Here is an 18,757-nt window from a genome sequence, read left to right as displayed (position 1 = left end):
GGCGACGCGGCAGCCCGGACTGGTGGCATGCTGGCGTTGTGGCGCCTCTTTATGAGTTCGCGGGCCACTTCTGGTGGCTGATCTTCCCGTTCATGGGTGCGATCGGCGGCGCCGTGCGGGCGGTCGCCGTGGCCAATGAGCGGCGAGCCCAACGTCGGCTCGAGCGGTATCGGATCAAACAGCAGACGAAGGTCGCACTGGCCGAGGCATCGGGCAAGGCCCGCATGAACACCGACGCGTACCGGCGCGAGATGACGAAGGCGCAGGAGCGCCACGACCGCACAGACGCCCGCTGGCTGGACTACGAGATCGACATCGCCAAGCTGCTCGACTTTCCGCTCATGACCGATCTGCGCGACCCGCTGACCATCGCGTTCCACAGGGCCAGAAACCATGCCGATCTCCTGCGGCCCGAGTCCGTCGACGACATCCTCGGCGACCGCAACGCTCAACTCGAATACCGCGACGCCGTGCACGAGTACGTGGCCGCTTTCGACATCGCCGAATCGGAGGCGATTCGCAGACGACGCAGTGACTTCTCTCCCGAAGGACAGGAGCGTCTGGAGCGGGCACAGCACCTGCTGCGGCTGGCGTCGGACGGCGGCGCGACACCGCAGGAGCGGCAGAGCGCCTATGGGCGCGCCCGGAAGGAACTCGACGGCCTGATCGTGTTGCCCGCGACCATGCGAGCCGCGATCGAACGCCGAATCGCCGGAGAGATCGAGGCCTAGCGCGCCACCCGGTAGCGCATGTAGACGACTCGTGAGCCGAAGGTGCGGGTGTCGACGAGTTCGAGATCCACTCGCCGCTGATGCTGGGGAAAGAAGGGAATGCCACCGCCGACCAGCACCGGGAGGACCCTGGCACGGTACTCGTCGATCAGACCCAACGCGGCTGCCTCGGCGGCCAGAGCCGCGCCGCCGATCGCGATGTCACCGTCGGCCGGCTCGGCTCGCAACCGCTCGATCTCCGCTGCCAGGCCGCCCGAAGCCAGGCGGGCATGGCCCTGCACCGCCGACAGCGTGGTGGAGAACACGACCTTTGGGAGGGGCTTCCAGAGCGCAGCCCACTCGAGCTCTGCGTCGTCGAGCGTTTGATCCTGTTCGGCGGTCTCCCAGTACAGCATCGTCTCGTAGAGCCGTCGTCCCAGCAGGTGAACGCCGACTCCTCGGATTTCGTCGATGCAGAAGCGAAAAACCTCCTCGTCGGGCGCCCCCCAGTCGAAGCCGCCGTCTGGCCCGACGATGTAGCCGTCAAGTGACATGGCCATCGAATAGGTCACGCTGCGCACCAGAAGTCCTCCTCCGTGTGGGGTTCGACAGTAAGACCGCCAGACGCCGCAGGACTCATCGCGGCTCGCGACGTCCCCTCGGAATTCCCACTAGACCCGGTGTGAATGTGTGGAATCGGCGGGTGTTGGCCCGGCCGGATCGTCGAACCCTTTTCATGCTGGCGGCCGAGTGACGAGGGACCGACGACGTCGAGCGCAATCGCGACGCGGACGGGACTCGTCGCGCAGGCTCCGGCGCCCGCCGCCGATCGCCGGGTCGGTCTTCTCGAACGCCAGCGCCTTCGGGATGACGTCGACCAGCGACCACACCCGCATCACGGCGTGCCTGACCAGCACCACCCAAAAGCGCTGTGGGGAGGATGCTTTCGCCCCAGGCGACGACGCGCGTCCGACGGCGAGCGGTTGACGTCGGTGGAGATCGCGTCCTTCTTCATCTTGTTGGTGTTCGCGGGTATGGAAACCAGCCGCAACGCCATCAGTCACGGTGTCCTGGCGCTCACTCGCCATCCCGAACAGCGAGCGCTGGTGGAGCGATTTCGACGGGGTGAGCAGATGGCGGTCGAGGAGATCATGCGATGGGCGTCGCCGGTCGTCTACATGCGCCGCACTCTCACCGAGGAACGTGCGGCTGGGCGACACGGAGATGGCCGCAGGCGACAAGGTCACCATGTGGTGTACGTCGGCGAACCGTGATGAGGCGAAGTTCGACACCCCGTGGATGTTCGACGTACGCCGGGATCCGAACCGCGCCTTGGCTTCGGGGGGTGGTGTGCATGTCTGGCTTCGGCGCCAACCTGGCCCGCCGCGAGATCAGCGTGGCCTTCGGGGAAGTTGCACCGCCGGATCCCCGATATCGCCGCCACCGACACCCGTGCGGTTGGAGTCGCCGTTCGCAACGGGATCAAGCGACTGCCCGTCAGCTGGACGCCCCCGCGCTGAATCCCGACGGCGGGGCGAGGACATAACGCTGCACCGTCGGCCCCAACCAGGCCACCACCTCCGCGCGCGACATCGTGACGATCGGCGGTAGCTGAAGGACGTAGCGGCACAGTGCCAGCCCGAGCATCTGAGTGGCGACCAGGGTCGCCCGTTGTTCCGGGGCGACGGGATTGATCTTCGCGATCCCCGGTAGCAGCTGCCCGGCGAAGATTTCTCGCATCCGTTGTGCCGCTTCGTCGTTGGTGGTGCTCGATCGCAACAACACGATCAGCGCTTCGTCGCGCTCCCAGCGATTCATGAAGTGATTGACCAGGCCGGCCCCCAGCTCGGCCTCGTCGATGGTCGACAGGTCCGGAAATTCCAGGTCGAATTCCGCCGCCGCCGCGAACAGCTGGTCCTTGTTGCCGAAGTACCGCATCACCATCGACGGGTCGATGTTGGCGTCCGCAGCGATCGCGCGGATGGTCGCGCGCTCGTAGCCGGATTTGGCGAAGTTCTCCCGGGCCGCGGCCAGGATCACCGCCTTCGTCTCCACCGAGGTTCTCCGCATGCCAACGAGTGTAGGCCAACAGGCGTTGACTTTGCTTGGCGACGCGCGCATAGTTGATGCCAACAAGCGTTGGCATAGGGTGAGGAGACGGATATGTATGACACCGATGTACTCGTGATTGGTGCCGGCCCGACCGGGCTGGCCCTGACAGCATCGCTGGTCAGCAGTGGTATCGAGACGACGATCGTCGATCGGCAGGCGGCCGGCGCGAACACGTCACGCGCGGCCGTGGTCAACGCGCGGACCCTCGAGGTCCTCGAGGATCTCGATGTGTCCCGGCGGTTGGTCAAGGAAGGCGTTCAGGCTCCGCTCTTCAGCATCCGCGACCGGAACCGCACCCTCATCCCGATCGACTTCAGCGCACTGCCGACGGCCTACCCCTACTCGCTGATGGTTCCCCAGGCGACCACCGAGCGCGTCCTGCTCGATCGGCTGGTCGAACTCGGTGGAACCGTCGCGCGGCCCAAGTCGCTGACGTCGGTCACCCAGGACGACGACGGAGTCACCGCAACCTTCGACGACGGCGACGTGCTTCGGGCCCGCTTCGTGGTGGGTGCCGACGGCCTCAACAGCGTCGTGCGCGAACAGGCGGGCATCGGGTTCCAGGGCGGCGTATACGACGAGTCGTTCGTGCTCGCCGACGTCCAGCTGGCCGGTGATGCGCCGGTGGACGAGGTCATCCTGTTCTGGGCCGCGGCGGGCCTGACGGTCGTTGCGCCGCTTCCGGGCGAGGTGTTCCGCATCGTGGCGCCGGTTCCTGATGCACCGGGAAGCCCGTCGGCACAGCTGATTCAGCAGATCCTCGACGCGCGCGGACCCGGCGCGGGTGAGCTGATCGTCACCGATGTGGTCTGGGGGTCGCGCTTCCGGATTCACCACCGGGTGGCCGATACGTACCGCTCGGGACGACTGCTGCTCGCGGGCGACGCAGCCCACGTGCACAGCCCGGCCGGTGGCCAGGGCATGAATTTGGGCATCCAGGACGGCATCGCGTTGGCCGACGCCCTCGCAGTCGTGTTGTCCGGCGGGGCCGACGCCGCGCTCGACCACTACACCGAGTCTCGGCGGCCGATGGCACGCGACGTAGTGGCGATGACCGACCGGTTGACCCGGCTCGCCACGGCACCACGGGCCCTTCGGCCGCTTCGCAACATTGCGATGAGCCTGGCCGGTCGGGTGCCCGCGGTCCGGCGGGCGCTGGCGTGGCGGCTCAGCGGGCTGGTGTATCGCTGAGCGCGCGGAGACGCAGGGGCACAAGTCTTTCGTGCCGTCACCATGTGCTGACACTCGCCAGTCGACACACCCACTACGGTGCAGTGCGCAGGTATCCGGGTGTGGACTTTCGGACGAAATTCAAGTAGCGCATTACTCGCGCGCCGGTGCTGGCGGTCGCGAAGACTTGGCCCAAATAGGCCGTCTCCGAGGGGTATCCGTGATTACCACTACCAACTGGATCTACCTGGACATCAAGATCGCCGCACCGCTGGCACTCATTTCCTCGCTGGCGATGCGCCGGCTCTACCTGCGCGCTGTGTGGCGGTCGATGCTGCGGCCGGTCACCCAAAATGCGGCGTGGGCTGATGGCGATTCCAAGCCTCTGCCCACGCTGCCCACACCGGCCGACCCGCCGTTTCACCGGCTCGAGATCGTGAACGCCACCAGTCCGTTCCGCGACACTGTCCGCGCCGCCAGGCGCGGCCCCTCGGTTGTGGTGGCCGTACATGTCGTCGCTGGCCTCACTTATGCGTCGGCCGTGACTGCGACCTGGGTATGGGTGACCGTCGACATGCTGGGTGGTATCGGGTGGCACGCATGGAAGCAGATGTTGTGGTTCGTCCTGTTCTATCTCTGGCCACTGGTGATCGTGGTGAGTCTGCTGGTGAAGCTGTCTTGGCGCGTTATGGCCGTCGTCGTGGTGTTTTGCGCCGCCCTGTTCGTCGGTGTGACTTGGCTGGCACTCGGCGGCCTGAGCGCTACTACGCCGCCAGGCGCCACTTTGCCGGACGGGGTGACCATGCCCCCGAGCCTGAGCCTGCTTCAGGTTGTCGATATGTGGTGGACGATGAACGGCGTTGCCACCCTGTTGGTGTTGGCCTTCCTGCTGCGGCCGATCAGGGCGATCGGCCCGGTGATGGTCGCGCTGATGATGGCGGTGGTGGCCGGCGTCATCGGAATGGTCTTTCTACTGAACCGTCACGCCTGGGCCGAGTGGCTCACCGCCATCGCAACGAAACTCGGGCTCAACAGCACCGCCGGGAGCGTAGCCGCCGTGCTCATTGCGCTCGGCGTGGCCGCTGTCGCCGCCGGTCTGGTCGGCTACATCGCGCTGCGCGGGATTGGTCGGCTCTATAAGGCGCAGTGGATCAGCGAGCAGTCGATCCAGGTATACGCCGTCTGGCTGGTCTTTGCGCTCGCGCAGAGCAAACCGCCGGGAATGCCGTACGCGTGTCTAGCCGCCTTCGGCGTCTACGTTCTTGTGGTCAGATTGGGATTGCGCCTACTCGGCAAACGCAACCGGACCGACGGGCCGCCGCCGAGGCTGTTGCTGTTGCGGGTGTTTTCGCTGGGGCGACGCAGCGAATCGCTTTTCGATGCGTTCTCACGCTCGTGGCGCTACACCGGGCCGATTCACCTCATCGCCGGTCCCGACCTCGCGAACGCAACCGTCGAACCACACGAGTTCCTCGACTTTCTGGCGGGACGTCTGCAGCGGCGGTTCATCACCGATCCGGCAACGCTCGACCAGCGCATCACCGAGATCTCGCTCCGACCTGATCCTGACGGGCGGTTCCGGGTATTCGAGTTCTTCTGCCACGCCGATACGTGGCAGACGGTGCTACGTCGGCTCGTGCAACAAAGCGATGCGGTGATGATGGACCTGCGCGGGTTTACTCTGACCAACAAGGGCTGCATCTTTGAGCTGCATGAATTGCTCGACACCGTGTCATTGGACCGCATATTGCTGGTGGTCGACGACACGACGGACGACGGCTTTCTCACCGACGTTCTGCAGCAAGGCTGGCTTCACGTCAGCACGGATTCGCCGAGTCGCACCGATGCTCATCCGCGCGTACGCGTGTATCACCTCGGTCGCGGTCGAGTTCGACGTACCGATGAGTTGGTCGCAACATTGGCCGATGCGGGCGTTCGGAGCATGGTGCCGGGCACACTGTAGGGTATGCGGTCGGCGCGCCGTCAGGCGCATCGAGATGCCAAGCCCCAGAACACTTACGACGAAGCCTGGTCCGACGGGTCGACGCAGTTCTCCTGATTTGGCCATTCTCCATACAGTTGGCCGCGACTCGTAGCGCATGGGTGGCGAAGGCACACTAAGAGTAGTCACGACGCTGCCACACCACGGAACGGCGCGGAAACAAGTAGTGGCCTACTCATGCGTTCCACACTTAGTTTGATTACCGTCGCACCTACCGCGAAAGCGGTCAGGGAAACGCTTGCTCGCCCGGACTGCCCGGCACATCGGTATTGGTGTCGGGCAGTCGGGAGAACCAGATGATGAAGTTCACCATCGGCCGAGCGGCCCGCTGGCCGCGACGGCCCTCGTCGCGAGGGTAGTCGTCCATCGGAATGAGAAAAATGCTACAAACCACGATACGCGACAATACGTCCAGCGCAATGTATTTGACGCTGGTCGAGGAGTTCGCGTTGCACATCAGGGGTCGGCACATGCTGATACCGCACATCTCCGAGCGAGTACTGACCTGCCTCGCATTGGCGAACAGGCCGGTCGCACGAGTCAGGTTGGCCGGCACTTTATGGCCCGATTGCAGCGATCGCAGTGCATCGAAACGTCTCAGGACCGCCCTTTGGCGTCTGCGGCAAATAGACGGCAACCTCGTCCAGATCAACGGTGACCGACTGCACCTGGATCCCCAAGTCGCGGTGGATTTTTCCGAGTTGAACGAGCTGGCGCAACGACTCGTCCACACGCCCGACAGTGAATCTCTGGCCCACGTCCAACTGCTGGCTGATCGGGTCGAACTTCTGCCCGACTGGGATGAAGAATGGCTCGTGCCCAACAGGGAGCGATATCGACTGGCGCGGCAAGCGGCACTGGAAAGTGCGGCACATGCCCTGCTCGAAGAGGGACGCCCCGGACCTGCGTTGATCGCCGCACTGGCAGTCGTGCAAACAGAACCGCTGCGCGAAAGTGCACGCCGAATCGTGATTCGCGCGCATCTGTTGCAAGGCAATGCCGTCGAAGCCATGCGTGAGCGCCACCGCTACCGGCTGTTGCTGCGCTCGGAGTTCGGAGTGGAGCCCTCGGCGGAGATGGATGAACTCCTGTCCGTCTGCTACCGATAGCGGCTCCGACTCGGCGTCGGTTCAGCGCAGCGTTTCCGTCAGCAGCAGTCGATCAAAGTGCAGTGCGGCCTGCACATCACTGTGTTCGTGCGTGATCCCCACACACGCGGTGTCGGGGTCGACACCTGTCGTGTCACCGTTGACGCGAACTATGACATTGTTGTCGAGCCGCAGGATGACGGTCGTCTGACGGGTGCCCAGTCTGTGCAGCTCGAGCTCCCATCGAACCGCTGCATCCCGGAAGATCTCTCCCTCCGTCACGTCGATTCGTTCCCTGACCAATCCGTCTGCAGCACGAATCATCACACCACCGAAGAGTTTGCCATTCCTGACCTCGCGCAGAGCCGCGGCGGCGACCACCCTGTCGCCGGCCAAGAAAGCCAGGGGAAAGATCGCCAGGCCTGTCCGCATTTGCAGCTGCGCGGGCCGGAGCTCTGCCCGCAGACGCCACGACATCGGACACACGGGCCGCCGTGCGACAGGCAAGGCGAACGAAAGCCCGGCGCGGATCGAAGACCCGTGCGAGGTCTGCACGTCCTGACATAGCAGACCTTGTTCACCATCCAACGCGGCGACTGGATCGGATCGACACACGTTACCCGGCAGCACATCTTGCTGCCAGCCCGCTGGTGGAAAGGTAGTGTCTTCAAACTCCACCCAGTTATGTACCGGCTGCTCGCCGATGTGCAGTTCGGGTAAGCCAACCTCGACGCAGACCGGGTGCTCGCTCCGAGCATCGAACACCCGGAACTTCGCAAATTCGAACTCTGGCGTGATATCTCTGACGATCACGCCATAGGTCAAATCGAAGAGCCCTTCCCCCTTGAGGTTTGATTCTGATAGCCCTCGACGGCGACTCCCTCGTCGTTGAAGGCGTGCTCGTCTCCTTTGTCGCTCACGATGGTGCTCCGGTCATCGAAGTCGATCCGAACAGAGCGTGTGATCCCGTCGTCACCGTTTCCGCCGCGCAACTCCACGTCGACGCCCTGTACGTCACCCTCTCGCCGGTCGAGGATGTCGAAACGCAGCCTCACCGCGCGCCTTTGGCCATCTGTGCGCGAGAAATTGCAGCGGTCCAAGCGCAGCCGCGTGAAATTCGCTCTGTTGAAGTAGGGTAGATACCGCAGCGGGTGGCGGCTGTTCTGTTGGCTTGGTTCGCCTTTCCGGAATTCCACATGAAGATGGGGATAGGTGGCGTCTTCCTGACCAACCGCGCCGATCAGCTCGCCCTGGCTGACGGGTGCGCCTGCGATTACCCCCTCGGCGATGCTGTCCAGATGCAGATACACCAGGAACAAATCGTCCAGACCGTCGGTCGGATCGACCACTTTCAGCAACACGTGCGTTGAGCCAAACCCCTGACCGGTCGTCGTCTTGTCCGCGGGGCCTGCGCTATGAACCGTGCCCGCCGCCATGGCAAAAACCGGCGTACCCACCGCCGCAGGCAGATCGATGCCGTCATGGAAGTCCCAGCGGTCAGCGTCAATGCGCGGACCGTAAGACGTGTTCATCTCATCCGGTGTGGTCGTCCTGCCCAACGGCCACACGAAGTGCGAATTGCTTTGGACAGAGCCGGATACGTGCGTACGGGCCCCTGGATCAATGCTCATGGCCGCGTGCTCCTCGGTTTGGATTGCTCCTGGGCCGATGCGATGACCGTCACCGTGCCGTCAGCGCCGATGGCCGTCATCGCATTTCTCCTGCCATTGAGCGGTCAGAACGTTGGCTCAATTGGAGATGTCCGTTGTCAGCCCCGGCGGCTGGCGGAGCCGGCGCAGACCCTCCCGGATGGCCGGCCACTCGGTCCAGAGAGCCCGGGTCACCGCCGTGGCCAGCGACTTCAGTTCGGCGTCGCCGTCGAACACCTCATCGGCCTCGAACGCGTCCTCGTGCTCCAGCTCCCACTCGCCCCAGTCCTGCAGCGCCTCGCCGGCGGCGTCGGGCGGCAGCACGCGGACCGCGTCGACCGGAAGACCGGCTGCCGGCCGTTGGACGAAGAAGGCGTTCTTCAGCTGGTTCAGTCCGACGACGTCGCCGATCCATTTCCAGTCCTTGGTTTTTGCGAAGTCTGCCGTGTATCGGCGCCATTCTTCGACGGTCGGGTTGCGACCTTGCTTCTGATGGAAGTAGATCCTGGTGGATGCGAACTGGGTGGCCAATCCGATGCCGGGGTTCGGTAGCTGACCCGTCAGCGCGCGGGTGGCCAGTTGCCGAGCCGACCGCTTGACCGCGCTCCACGGCGCCTTTTGGATGTCCAGATGCCGCCGCAGTTGACCTCGGGGGATGTCCGTGTCCGGGTAGCTACCCCCGGTGCGGACGAATTCGCTTGGTGGACGGTGCATGTGCCTCGCCGCTGCCTGCGGATTGCGCAACACCGGCTGCAGGGTGGTCGAGTAGGCGCGGATGAAGCTGCTGAAGGTGGGGTAATCGTCGTAAGTGAACAGCGCATACCGGTTGAACATCGCCCACAGCACGGCGGTGTTGTCCACGTTGTCTTGGCCACCGGCCTCGTGGACGAGCAGCTTTGCTGTCCATACGAGATCCTCGGGCGTGAACCGGTAGGACCACGTGCGGGCCGGGGTTCGCACGGCGAGGCCGCCAAGCGGCACCTCGGTCACACCCGCCTCCGACTCGCCGGCAGCGGTGTCGATTTCGCACTGAGATGCCCACTGTTCATCATCGAGCATGTCGACGGCTGGACCGCTGTCGAACTCGTATCCGTCATCGCATTCCTCTACTTGGGCAAGGTCGTTCTCGGTAGCGTCGAATTCGTAGTCGTCCTCGGTGTCCCAGTTCTCCAAATGCTCCCCCTCGCGTGCACGCGTCGGACCCGGTTCGCTTTGAGCCTTAGGCAAGTTGGCCTTGGCATCGATGAGTAGACGCCAGCCGTAATTGCGCGGAATGGCGAAGTGGTCGTAAGAACTCCCCTCCACGCGATACCACCGTTCGAGGCCTGCGCCGAGGTCGGTGGCGAGCTCATCACGCAGCCGTAGGCTGTGCGGCCTGGTGCCGCCGCGTATCCCACCCTGGTAGAAGACGCGCAGCGCCCCGCCCTGCGCGCCCATGTAATCGTCGGGGGAGTGTGTCCCTGATGCTTGTAGGGCGTGTCGATCCCGCTCGATGCGCTTGCGCGCCCACCTCGCAAGTGCGCTTGCGTCCTGGTACAGGCCGTCGAATACGTGGACCTGATGCGGGTCCGTGTGCTCGAGGATCTTGAGCAGCGCCGCTCCCCCACCGGAGTGGGCGGTGAGGATCAACCGACCGACCCGGGGTGTCGGGCCACCGACCTGCTTCGCGAACCGGTCGAGCGCGAACCGGATGAGGCTGGTCAGCCCATCCTTTGTGACGAGCCGCGGAAACGTGAACCGGTTGTACCCGTACTTGTAGGTGCCGTCCTTCTGCTTCCACTTCTGGGTGATGCCGGTGTCATGCCCGCGCGGCAGCACCGTCAGCGTCGGGCGCGCTCGCCGCTCTGCGCTCTGTTTGGGCGCCAGGTCCAGACCGCTGACCGGCCTGATGTCATCGAGCAATTTCGGGCGCGGATACCAATACCCGTGCAGGTGAACGACGACATCGATGGCCTCCGGCATCGCGGACATGGCGTTCCAGCCCAGCATCAGGTCGTATGAAGGCCGAGTTCCGTTATGCTCCGACAGGAGAGGCACGTCCTGAACTTTGATCTCACCCGCGGAGATTGCGCCGGGTGTGACCTCACCCGACCACGCTTCTGAGCTGGCTGTACTACGGTAGGTCCAGTGCCACGCTTCCGTCTTGTACGGATGGAACCCAAAGCGGCGGGCGTTCTTGCTCAGCCACTTGTGCAACCACGACCTCGTTCCGATCTTGCCCAGACCGTCCCGCCGGCGATCGCCAGTTCCGAAATCGATTGCCAATCCGTCTTGGTGGTTGCTAAAGCCTGGGGCCGCAATCCATTTGGCCATTTCAGCAGCCATTCTGGCAACGGCTGTCGGCCCAAAGTCGCCGCGGCGAAGCCGACCTTGGTCCAGCATTCGTTGGTAGTAGTACGGGAAGCCTCCGGATCTTCCCTTGCCCTGCCAAATGACGAACTGTTCGCTAGCCGGCCGGTAGGCACTGATGATCCCGAGTCGTACACTGCCGGCCAAACCTTCGGCGGCAAGGTCCGCCCGTGCTTGAGCCAGCAGTCCGCGCGCGGCTTTCGCGGCGTCCGGGCGCGCCCAGTGCTTGCCTTCGATCGTGGCAACATTCGGCAGATCGGCCGTATACGTCCCTGTCGAGTCGGCCACCTGCCGGTCGTAGACCGCGCGCATGAACTTGAGTTCTTCGGCGGATTTGCGGGGCCATTCCAGCCGGCTTGCCGAAAAGTCCTGCGGTGCGCCGTCCTCCTCGTCGAGACTCCATGACGGTGAGGACTCGTCCTCGTAGTCGGCTTCGCTCCATGCATCGCCGAACGGTTCCGCCGCTTCTCCATCCTCATAGTCGAATTCGAATTCTGGTGACGACACGGCGGCGCACTCTTCAGAATCATCCATCGGCGTCTCGAAGGCCTCCATTGATTCCGGCACGCTGTCAAGGCTGGTTGCTCCCTTGCGGTATTCCCAGTGCCATTCCTCGGTGGGTATCGGCTGGAAGCCGAACAGGTGCGCATTGTTACGCAACCAACGATGAAACCAGCTGGCATACCACGCCTTTCGCCAATCCCTGGTGCTCGAGTTCTTGATCGCGTGGCCTACGATGCGCGTCTGCAGGAAGTCGACGGCGATACCGTTCTGGTGGTTGCTGTAGCCCGGCGCCCCGATCTTCCCACGCAGGCCGAAGCCGCCCGGCTCGAGCATGTATTCGGTTGCCTTTTCGGAGTGTGGTCCTGCCAGGATCTTCGCGCGCTCGGTACGCGTCTGGTTGTAGTAATCCTCGAAATATCGCAACCAGAGGTCCCTCTGGGTCCGGCTGCTGCGGTAACCGCTGCTCACGCCGAGCGCGATGGTGCGCAGCGCGTCAACATCGCCAGCGTCCTTATCTTTGGCGAGATCGACGTGAGCCGCTGTCAGGAGGCGGCCAGCCGCCGCCGCCGTGGCAGGGAATGTCTTTATCTTGGTTCCCGGCACCGTGACCAACCTCTTCTCGTCCTCCGGGGACAAGTCAGGCAACGGTGAGCCGCGTCCTTTTCTTCTGTGTGCCAGGTGGGCCGCCAGTACCCTTTCGCGGAACGCGATCTGATCGGCCGAGCCTGTCCAGGGCCCTGAATCGAACCGTTCACCCTCTTCGTGCTCGAATGTGGTCTCCTCGTCTTCGAACTCGGACAGCGGGTCATGGATCACCTGTTCGAGAGTGCCGCCGGAGTCCTCTTGGTACAGCGACTCGGCGAAGCTGGCGACCTGCTCAGTCTCTGGGTTTGGCGACCCGGCGAGGAGGGCGGCGAAGGGCGAGTCGAGTACCGGCCGATGCAGGGTGCCTTCGGCGGCCTCATCGGTATGGCCCGCGAACGGTGAGATCAGCGTGTCGGTGACCGACTGTCCGGTCGTGGTCGCACTCATGAGAACCACCCGCAGCCCTCACCGGTGTCCGTTGGACGAAGCGACGGCTGGGGCCGTGGCGGCACCAGGGGCGGGGATCCGAACCGGTTGCGCGCTCAGGGTTCCCGCCGAGTTTCCGATCGGTCGGTCCTTGACGCGCTCACCCGTTGCGGATTGCCACAAGTCGATGGTCCGGTTGATGTCCCGCAGCAGCTGCTCGTTGACTCCCCCTGCCAGTGGAATGTAGAGCGTCTCGGCCTTTTCCCCGGTATCAAAGTCACCCAGCTCGATCACCCGCAGCAGCGTGGACATCAGATCGGCAAGCTCGAACAGCTCACGGGCGCGCGGCGCCGGTTGCATGCCGACCAGCTGCGCAATCTTCGCCAACCGGTCCGCCTCGCTGGTGGCATCCGCTCGTAGATCCTTGACGATCGGGCTGTCGCTCTCCAGCGTCAGGTGAAACCAAGCCATGGTGGACACATAGACGAACTCTTCGCGGGCGAGCTGACCGCCGCGCCTGCGCATGTTCATCATGTCCTTGAGTGCGCGGGCGAGCAGCGCGACGTACTCCCGGTCGGTGGCGTTCGGTCCACTTTCGTTGCGCGCGTTCTCGATACCCAGCCATACCTGGCGGAGTAGCTCGGTCCACTTCTCGCGGAAGCCCGAGTTCACACCACCACCGATATCCGACTTCCACAACCCTTCACCGGTGCCACCGGATCCGGCCCACCGGCTGGGAAGCGGATGGGGCAGATCCATCTCGAACATGCGCCAGTACGCGTTGCGCTGGTTGACGCGGTCGTTCGGCCGCACGTCGCTGACCGCTCCGCTGATCGAGAACAGCGGCGGATCACGGAAGAACAACTCCTCGGTCGACCGCAGCCATTTGATGCCCGGCGCGCTCAGCGTGTTCAGCGTCTCGCCGACGACTAGGCGCCTCACCACCTCGGCCATCACCTCGTAGACGCCGGTCGACTCGATGAGGTAGGCGTAGATCAGGTGATCCCACACCAGCCCTGCTTGCGTCACGAATCGCTCGCTCACCATGTTTTTGACTTTGAAAACCTCGTTGGTGAACACGTCCGGATCCTTGACGCGGCCGTCGACGAAGTCGATCCCGGCCGGCGCGACCTCTTGGAGATGGAGCTTTCCTGCCGCGGCTTTGGGCAGATCGAGGACGTCGACGATGTCCACGTCACTAATGAATGGCGGTCGCGCCGCTGTCGGATGGCCAAACGACGGGACCGTGCTCGCCGACGCCCAGGCCTCGTCAAGCCAACGACTGAGCTGCAAGGGATGCACGAGGAAGACGTCGTCGCGGTTCCCCATCAACTGTGCGAGATTTCTGAACATTTCGACCTCTCTCAGTCGGCGCTTGGGATATTCGTCAGTGGCGCTGCAATCATTCGCGGGCCGAGGCGGATCGGTTCGTCCTGCGAATTAAGAACTTCGATGCGCCCGATGTTCCTACCCGCGGCGCTGGTGAAGGTGACCGAGATATCTCCGGGCAGGAGGCCGCCGAGATGAGCACCGATTACTTTTACGTCCGGGTCTTTGGCGCCGTCGACCTGAACCGAAACCTTCGCTGCGCCAACCGGGACGTCGAACAGCGTTAGGCACTCCGCATCGCCATGTTCGGTTCGATGCGCGGCGATCAAGTTTCCTTCCTGAAAAGCATCGCCGCGGCGGCCGGTCATCTGGCCGATCGCTTTATAGTCCAGGATGGTGCGCAACTGTTCGACTCCGGGCGAGCGGTCACCGGTCTGTGTGGCGGCGCGGCGTTGGTCGATCTGCGCCAATAACGCGGTGTTGTGCCTGATGTTCTCGGCCAGGATGTTGACCAGATCCGGCATCGAGCCGAAGAGAGCCGCCGCCTGCGTGGCCGGGCTGGGCGAGACCTCGCCGTTGCCGCCGCCAGGCGCGGATTCGATGACGACTTTCCGTTCGGCCTTCTTGACCGCTGCGGCGGGCTTCTTCGTCCTGCGCGTCGAATTCTTCTCTAACATTTGACGTTCCTTCCTCGAGGGTTTGTCACGCAGCCCGTGCGTTCGGTTCGGTGGACAACGTGGCCAACCAGCTCTGTAGCGTTTCGCGTTGAGCCGTGGTGTTCTTCGGAGCGGTTGTCGGACGCGTCGACAGCCACGCCAGGATGGCGAGTGAGTCGCGTCGGGCAAGGTATTGCGATGTGAGCATTGCCGCGCCGGCCTGGTCGGCCAGCGCATCGAGGACGGTCGGCGAAACGCGCGATGGGTCGGCGAGTGCGTGCAGCGGTCGCCCGCCGAACGCTTGCATGGGCCTCCGCGTGCAGATGTCGACGATGTCGTCGAGCGCCGCGACGCTGAGGCGCGCCAGGTGGCCAACATCGGCGGGCGCGTTGGCGGGCGGATGGCGTTGCGCCCAAGCCGCGGCCAGCCCGTCCCACGGTCCGGCACCAAACCAGCTGCGGCACAGGGCCGCATTGAGCATCACCCTGATCCAGGGGAAGGGATGCGGATCTCCGGGGATCAGCCGATAGACCGCGGAGGTACTGCCGTCGACGACGTTCGCCAGGGGCGCCAGCGGCGCCCACCCCGCCTGCGCGAAGGCGTGGACGTCGGCGGCCACCTCGCTGGCCCAGGCGCGCCAGGCCGAGGCAAGCTCGCCCGATCGGGGTGCCAGAACCTGCGCCAGGCAGTCGGCGAGTTCACCGGTCCAGCCGGTCAGATGTGCGACCTGGTGTCCGGTCTCGTGCAGCAATGCGGTGGGACACAACAGGTTATGCCTGGTCAACTTGATCGCTGCGACCGGCGACAGGCTGGTGTGGTCCCAGAGGCGTACGTCGGCGCGCAGGATCGCCGCCCCAAGCCCCTTGTCCAGGTATACCATTGCGATCGGCGCCGGTATGCCCAGCGGTCGCAACATGCGCTCCAGACTGTCGGCCGCGATCACGTCCAGCCCGCGCAGGATCGCAGCAAGCGTCGGGTTGGTCCGTGAGGCGACAGCGTCGCCGTAGAAGTCGAGAACGGTTTCCACCTGCAAGTAGTGCCGACGCAACCGCAGTAGCCGCCGCCGGACTTCGGCGGCCGCGTCGCCGCGGGCCAAGCCACCGGCCACAGAGGCTGCCTCGCGGGACAACTCGGCGACCGCAGCGGCGAGCCGATCCCGTACTCTCATTCGCAGGTATTCTTCGAGGCCGGCCCACGCTGCCGGGGACGCGACGGCATCGAGATCGGCCAATGCGTCGCATGCAAACCGCCAGTGGGCGATCTCCTGTGTCAGCCGGTCGTTCTGGGCGGCAGCCGCCCGGTCAGTCATGGCGATACCCAGGGTGGATGGTGAGGGTCGGCCCGCCGGGCGCTCCGCCGAGCAGGGCGGCGCGATCCGGGTACGGGAACGCGAATGTCAGGGTGATCCCAGTCGCGGGGTCTTTGGCCGCGCTCGCCAACGTCGCCCCGGCTGCTGGAAGCTCCTTGGCAATCGCCGTCAGCATCGCCTCAGCCACCTTCTCCGCCATCGCTTTTCGTCGATCTTCAGGTACCCGTTCCGGTGTGTTGAGTGCGCGGCTGCGGCCGAGTCGCACCGCGATCCCGCGCCTGGCGGCAGGCCCCAGCAGTGCGCGCAGAGTGGCGATCACCTGGGTGTGCGCCTGCTGCGCGAGCTGACCGGCCATGGTGTGCGATGCCCGCTCGCCGATGCGCAGGTGCACGCGCAGCACCGGCTGAGCCCCGTTCATATCGACGCGGAGTGCGATGCGCCGTACCCGCCGCCGGCCCGGTCGTCCGCGGGTGACAACCCGAAAGAACCGTTGACCAGGCCGCATTGCCCGGGATCCGGCCATGCTGGTGGAGCCCGGACGGCCGAGGCCCGGAGTGCGCAGAAGGAACCCGGCCGCTTGGGGTGTCAGTTCGCCGAACTCCGCGGTCGGCGCCCATATGGTGGATATGGGATCGGTTTCGGCGCCGGACAAGTGCCCGAGCTGGGTGCCCGGGATCGCCTCGTACAGATGCACCTCCGCCTCGGCCGGCCACACCGTCACGCCCTCGTCGAGCAGGCGCTCTTCCAGGGTTTCGTGATCCTCGAAGAGGATTGCCCGCGCGGCCGGTCGGCTCAGCAGCACGCGGCACGGACGGGTGTAGGCCCGGTACCGAAATTGTGGGCGTGCGGACCTCGGCATCATGACCCAGCCGCCACCTTCGCTCTCCGACTCCGCCTCATCGAGATCCGCTCGCAGCACCCGTGCGGGCAGATAACGCGCGGCTGCGTCGGCGAAGGCTTCCTGCACCTCGGCGCCCACGCGCAAGTCGTCGGCCAGCGACTCTTCGGGCAGCGAAAGAACCTCGCGGACAGTCTCTTCGACGGTCGTAACGAGCGCTTCAAGCCCCAGCGTCGCTGCGTCCTCGTGTTCGAGTTGCAGCAGCTTCATTCCCGCATCGGCAATGTGCGGTGCCAGCTGGCCCGCGGCCTGACTACCGATGTACGGAGCGATGAATGCCGCGATCGGAGTCGCCAGCATCCCTTTGATGCGGTCCCGCCCGATCAGTTTGGCGGCGGTCCGAATCAGCGGCATCGCGGCCATCACCGCGGGAATGAATTGCTCGATTTGGACGACCGGAGCTTCGCCCGCAGTGGCGTTGCGGAGGTCCTCGGTGAGGCGGACACGGGCGACGCCCAGAGCCCCGACCGGGTCGTCGGTAGGCGTCGAGGCAGCCTCCTCCGCTTCGGCCAGCACCCGATCAACAGCGGCGGCGTTCGGCGCCGTAAGTGCCTCCGCGAACTGCCGGTCGAAGTCGGTGGCAAGTTCGGTGGCGCTGGCCGCGGTCTGGCCCCCAATCCGACTTGCAAGCGTCCTCGCCGGTCCCTGCAGGGCGGCTGGCAGCCGATTGAGGACGGTGTTCACCACGCGTTGGACGAGTGGGCCCACCAGCTTCTTGAGGATGGCGGTAACGGGCCCAAGGCCGGCTAGACGGCCGACCGCGCTCGCCGCCGCCTTGAACCCGGCCTTGAGCTTGCTTCCCAGGCCTCCGAACAACTGTTCGGTGGCCGGAGTGGCAGGATCGGCAACAAATTGAGCTGCCGCGAGGTCGAGTTCGGCCTCGGTGATCGATTCGATCGTGCGGTCGGTGAAATGGCTCTCGAAATGCTCGAGCAGGCGATGGGCATCGTCGGTTACGCGCGCGCCCCAGGCCTGCAGTTGCTCCACCCCGGTCCCGGACTCCGCCGCCCACGGCGACGAGAGCTGCAGGGCGGCGGCCTCATCCACCAGGGCTGCTACCGCGTCGTCGAACGATTCGTCCTCGAGTTCGTTGAAGAGCTGCTCGAAAGCATCCTCGTACTCGGTGAATCCGCCGCCCACCACGGAACCGGCGAACGGCGATACCAGTCCCGCTGCGGGGGCGTCGCTGAATTGAGCGCCTGTGGGCACTTCAGCGAGGTAGCCCCCGCCGAGAAACGGTGACCCGGCCGCTGCAGCCGAGCCATTTCCGTTATGCGCGTTGTGCTCTTGGGTGTGAACCAGCTCCATAGCGCCCCTCCTGGATGAGATGCGGCCACCGTAAACTGAGCGGGTCTCACCAACGTCTCGCGCGCGTCCCTCGAACGCCACCGCGCCGTCAACCCTGTGGCACCCTTGGGCGGCGCTTGGACCGGACGCATCGATATCGCGCCGGATCGGCCGCCAGTTCCGGCCGCCGCCGTGGCGGTGGTGCACGTCATCGTTGGATCGCTGGCCGTCGGACACGTGGACGCGGCAACAGCTCCCTCGGCCACCGGGGATGTGTGTGACCGTCTTGTCGTCCAGGATCATGCGGCCCGGCCGGCGGGCAATGATGCGCTGCGGGCTGACATGCATAGAGATTGCTGTCGGGCATCGGGATCCGGTGAACAGTGGAGGCCCAATTTTGATTGCATGCGTGTGATTCGTTTTGGTCCACAGTGGATTACATCGAATCTAGCGATGTGGGCCGCGCTTTCATTCGCTAGTACTGACGGGTGCGAATCATTAAGCAGGCAGCGACCCATCCGGTGCTGCGTTATGCAGATTGCTCTACCGCCACCGTTGCATCAGGTCGTCAATAATGGAGTCCGAAGCGCCGGCAAGGGCCTGCCCGTCCCGCCCAGTGCCTGGGTGTGAACGGATGCGGACAGCACAGCCCGCGGGGTGAACTGCGGCAGTGAGTTCACGCG

Annotated in this window: 15 protein-coding genes and 1 pseudogene; 5 read left to right on the top strand and 11 right to left on the bottom strand. The window is 64.8% G+C overall.

The annotated features are described in order from the left end of the window. Positions 1-38: 38 nt before the first annotated feature. Positions 39-731 (top strand): hypothetical protein, encoded by a 693-nt coding sequence (locus ACVWWN_RS11435; protein ID WP_457143997.1) that lies wholly within the window; start codon positions 39-41, stop codon positions 729-731. Here the strand turns inward: ACVWWN_RS11435 and ACVWWN_RS11430 are convergent. Then, positions 728-1,291 carry a dihydrofolate reductase family protein gene (locus ACVWWN_RS11430; RefSeq protein WP_457143996.1) on the bottom strand — a complete coding sequence of 188 codons (564 nt, stop codon included), beginning with the start codon at positions 1,289-1,291 and terminating at the stop codon, positions 728-730. The genes ACVWWN_RS11435 and ACVWWN_RS11430 overlap by 4 nt on opposite strands. Before the next feature lie 153 nt (positions 1,292-1,444). Beyond that, positions 1,445-1,630, bottom strand: a complete 186-nt coding sequence (locus tag ACVWWN_RS11425) for a hypothetical protein (RefSeq protein ID WP_457149475.1) — start codon at positions 1,628-1,630, stop codon at positions 1,445-1,447. 51 nt (positions 1,631-1,681) lie between these two features. On the opposite strand from ACVWWN_RS11425, the pseudogene ACVWWN_RS11420 reads away from it, so the two are divergent. Continuing rightward, positions 1,682-2,230: pseudogene (locus ACVWWN_RS11420) on the top strand (cytochrome P450); the annotation flags it as partial. On the opposite strand, the gene ACVWWN_RS11415 reads toward ACVWWN_RS11420, so the two are convergent. After that, entirely contained in the window at positions 2,208-2,780 is a 573-nt protein-coding gene (locus ACVWWN_RS11415) for a TetR/AcrR family transcriptional regulator (RefSeq protein WP_457143995.1), read from the bottom strand. The pseudogene ACVWWN_RS11420 and the gene ACVWWN_RS11415 sit on opposite strands and share 23 nt — an antisense overlap. Positions 2,781-2,873: 93 nt before the next feature. Between ACVWWN_RS11415 and ACVWWN_RS11410 the strand changes: the two genes are divergently transcribed. Next, a complete protein-coding gene (locus ACVWWN_RS11410) occupies positions 2,874-4,013 on the top strand; it encodes an FAD-dependent oxidoreductase (protein WP_457143994.1) in 1,140 nt (379 codons plus the stop codon). 199 nt (positions 4,014-4,212) lie between these two features. Continuing rightward, entirely contained in the window at positions 4,213-5,955 is a 1,743-nt protein-coding gene (locus tag ACVWWN_RS11405) for a hypothetical protein (protein WP_457143993.1), read from the top strand. 265 nt (positions 5,956-6,220) lie between these two features. Here the strand turns inward: ACVWWN_RS11405 and ACVWWN_RS11400 are convergent, their stop codons facing one another. Next, entirely contained in the window at positions 6,221-6,550 is a 330-nt protein-coding gene (locus ACVWWN_RS11400; RefSeq protein ID WP_457143992.1) for a hypothetical protein, read from the bottom strand. 145 nt (positions 6,551-6,695) lie between these two features. Between ACVWWN_RS11400 and ACVWWN_RS11395 the strand changes: the two genes are divergently transcribed. Further along, positions 6,696-7,103: an AfsR/SARP family transcriptional regulator gene (locus ACVWWN_RS11395; protein WP_457143991.1), complete on the top strand. Its 408-nt coding sequence runs from the start codon at positions 6,696-6,698 to the stop codon at positions 7,101-7,103. 21 nt (positions 7,104-7,124) lie between these two features. Here ACVWWN_RS11395 and ACVWWN_RS11390 read toward each other — a convergent pair whose 3' ends face one another. The 7 genes from ACVWWN_RS11390 to ACVWWN_RS11360 form a co-directional block, all read right to left on the bottom strand. Beyond that, positions 7,125-7,907, bottom strand: a complete 783-nt coding sequence (locus ACVWWN_RS11390; protein WP_457143990.1) for a hypothetical protein — start codon at positions 7,905-7,907, stop codon at positions 7,125-7,127. After that, positions 7,904-8,713 carry a M23 family metallopeptidase gene (locus ACVWWN_RS11385; RefSeq protein WP_457143989.1) on the bottom strand — a complete coding sequence of 270 codons (810 nt, stop codon included), beginning with the start codon at positions 8,711-8,713 and terminating at the stop codon, positions 7,904-7,906. The genes ACVWWN_RS11390 and ACVWWN_RS11385 overlap by 4 nt, the downstream gene beginning before the upstream one ends. A gap of 117 nt (positions 8,714-8,830) precedes the next feature. Continuing rightward, positions 8,831-12,616: a D-alanyl-D-alanine carboxypeptidase family protein gene (locus ACVWWN_RS11380; RefSeq protein WP_457143988.1), complete on the bottom strand. Its 3,786-nt coding sequence runs from the start codon at positions 12,614-12,616 to the stop codon at positions 8,831-8,833. 18 nt (positions 12,617-12,634) lie between these two features. Continuing rightward, positions 12,635-13,948 (bottom strand): hypothetical protein, encoded by a 1,314-nt coding sequence (locus tag ACVWWN_RS11375; RefSeq protein WP_457143987.1) that lies wholly within the window; start codon positions 13,946-13,948, stop codon positions 12,635-12,637. Positions 13,949-13,959: 11 nt separating this feature from the next. Next, a complete protein-coding gene (locus ACVWWN_RS11370) occupies positions 13,960-14,448 on the bottom strand; it encodes a hypothetical protein (protein ID WP_457143986.1) in 489 nt (162 codons plus the stop codon). Positions 14,449-14,626: 178 nt separating this feature from the next. Continuing rightward, complete coding sequence (locus ACVWWN_RS11365) at positions 14,627-15,889, bottom strand: hypothetical protein (protein ID WP_457143985.1); 1,263 nt, start codon at positions 15,887-15,889, stop codon at positions 14,627-14,629. Then, positions 15,882-18,095, bottom strand: a complete 2,214-nt coding sequence (locus ACVWWN_RS11360; RefSeq protein ID WP_457143984.1) for a hypothetical protein — start codon at positions 18,093-18,095, stop codon at positions 15,882-15,884. Before ACVWWN_RS11360 ends, ACVWWN_RS11365 begins: the two co-directional genes overlap by 8 nt. Positions 18,096-18,757: the final 662 nt, after the last annotated feature.

The sequence above is a fragment of the Mycobacterium sp. URHB0021 genome (genome assembly GCF_054057895.1).
This window is presented reverse-complemented; position numbering and strand designations above follow the sequence as displayed.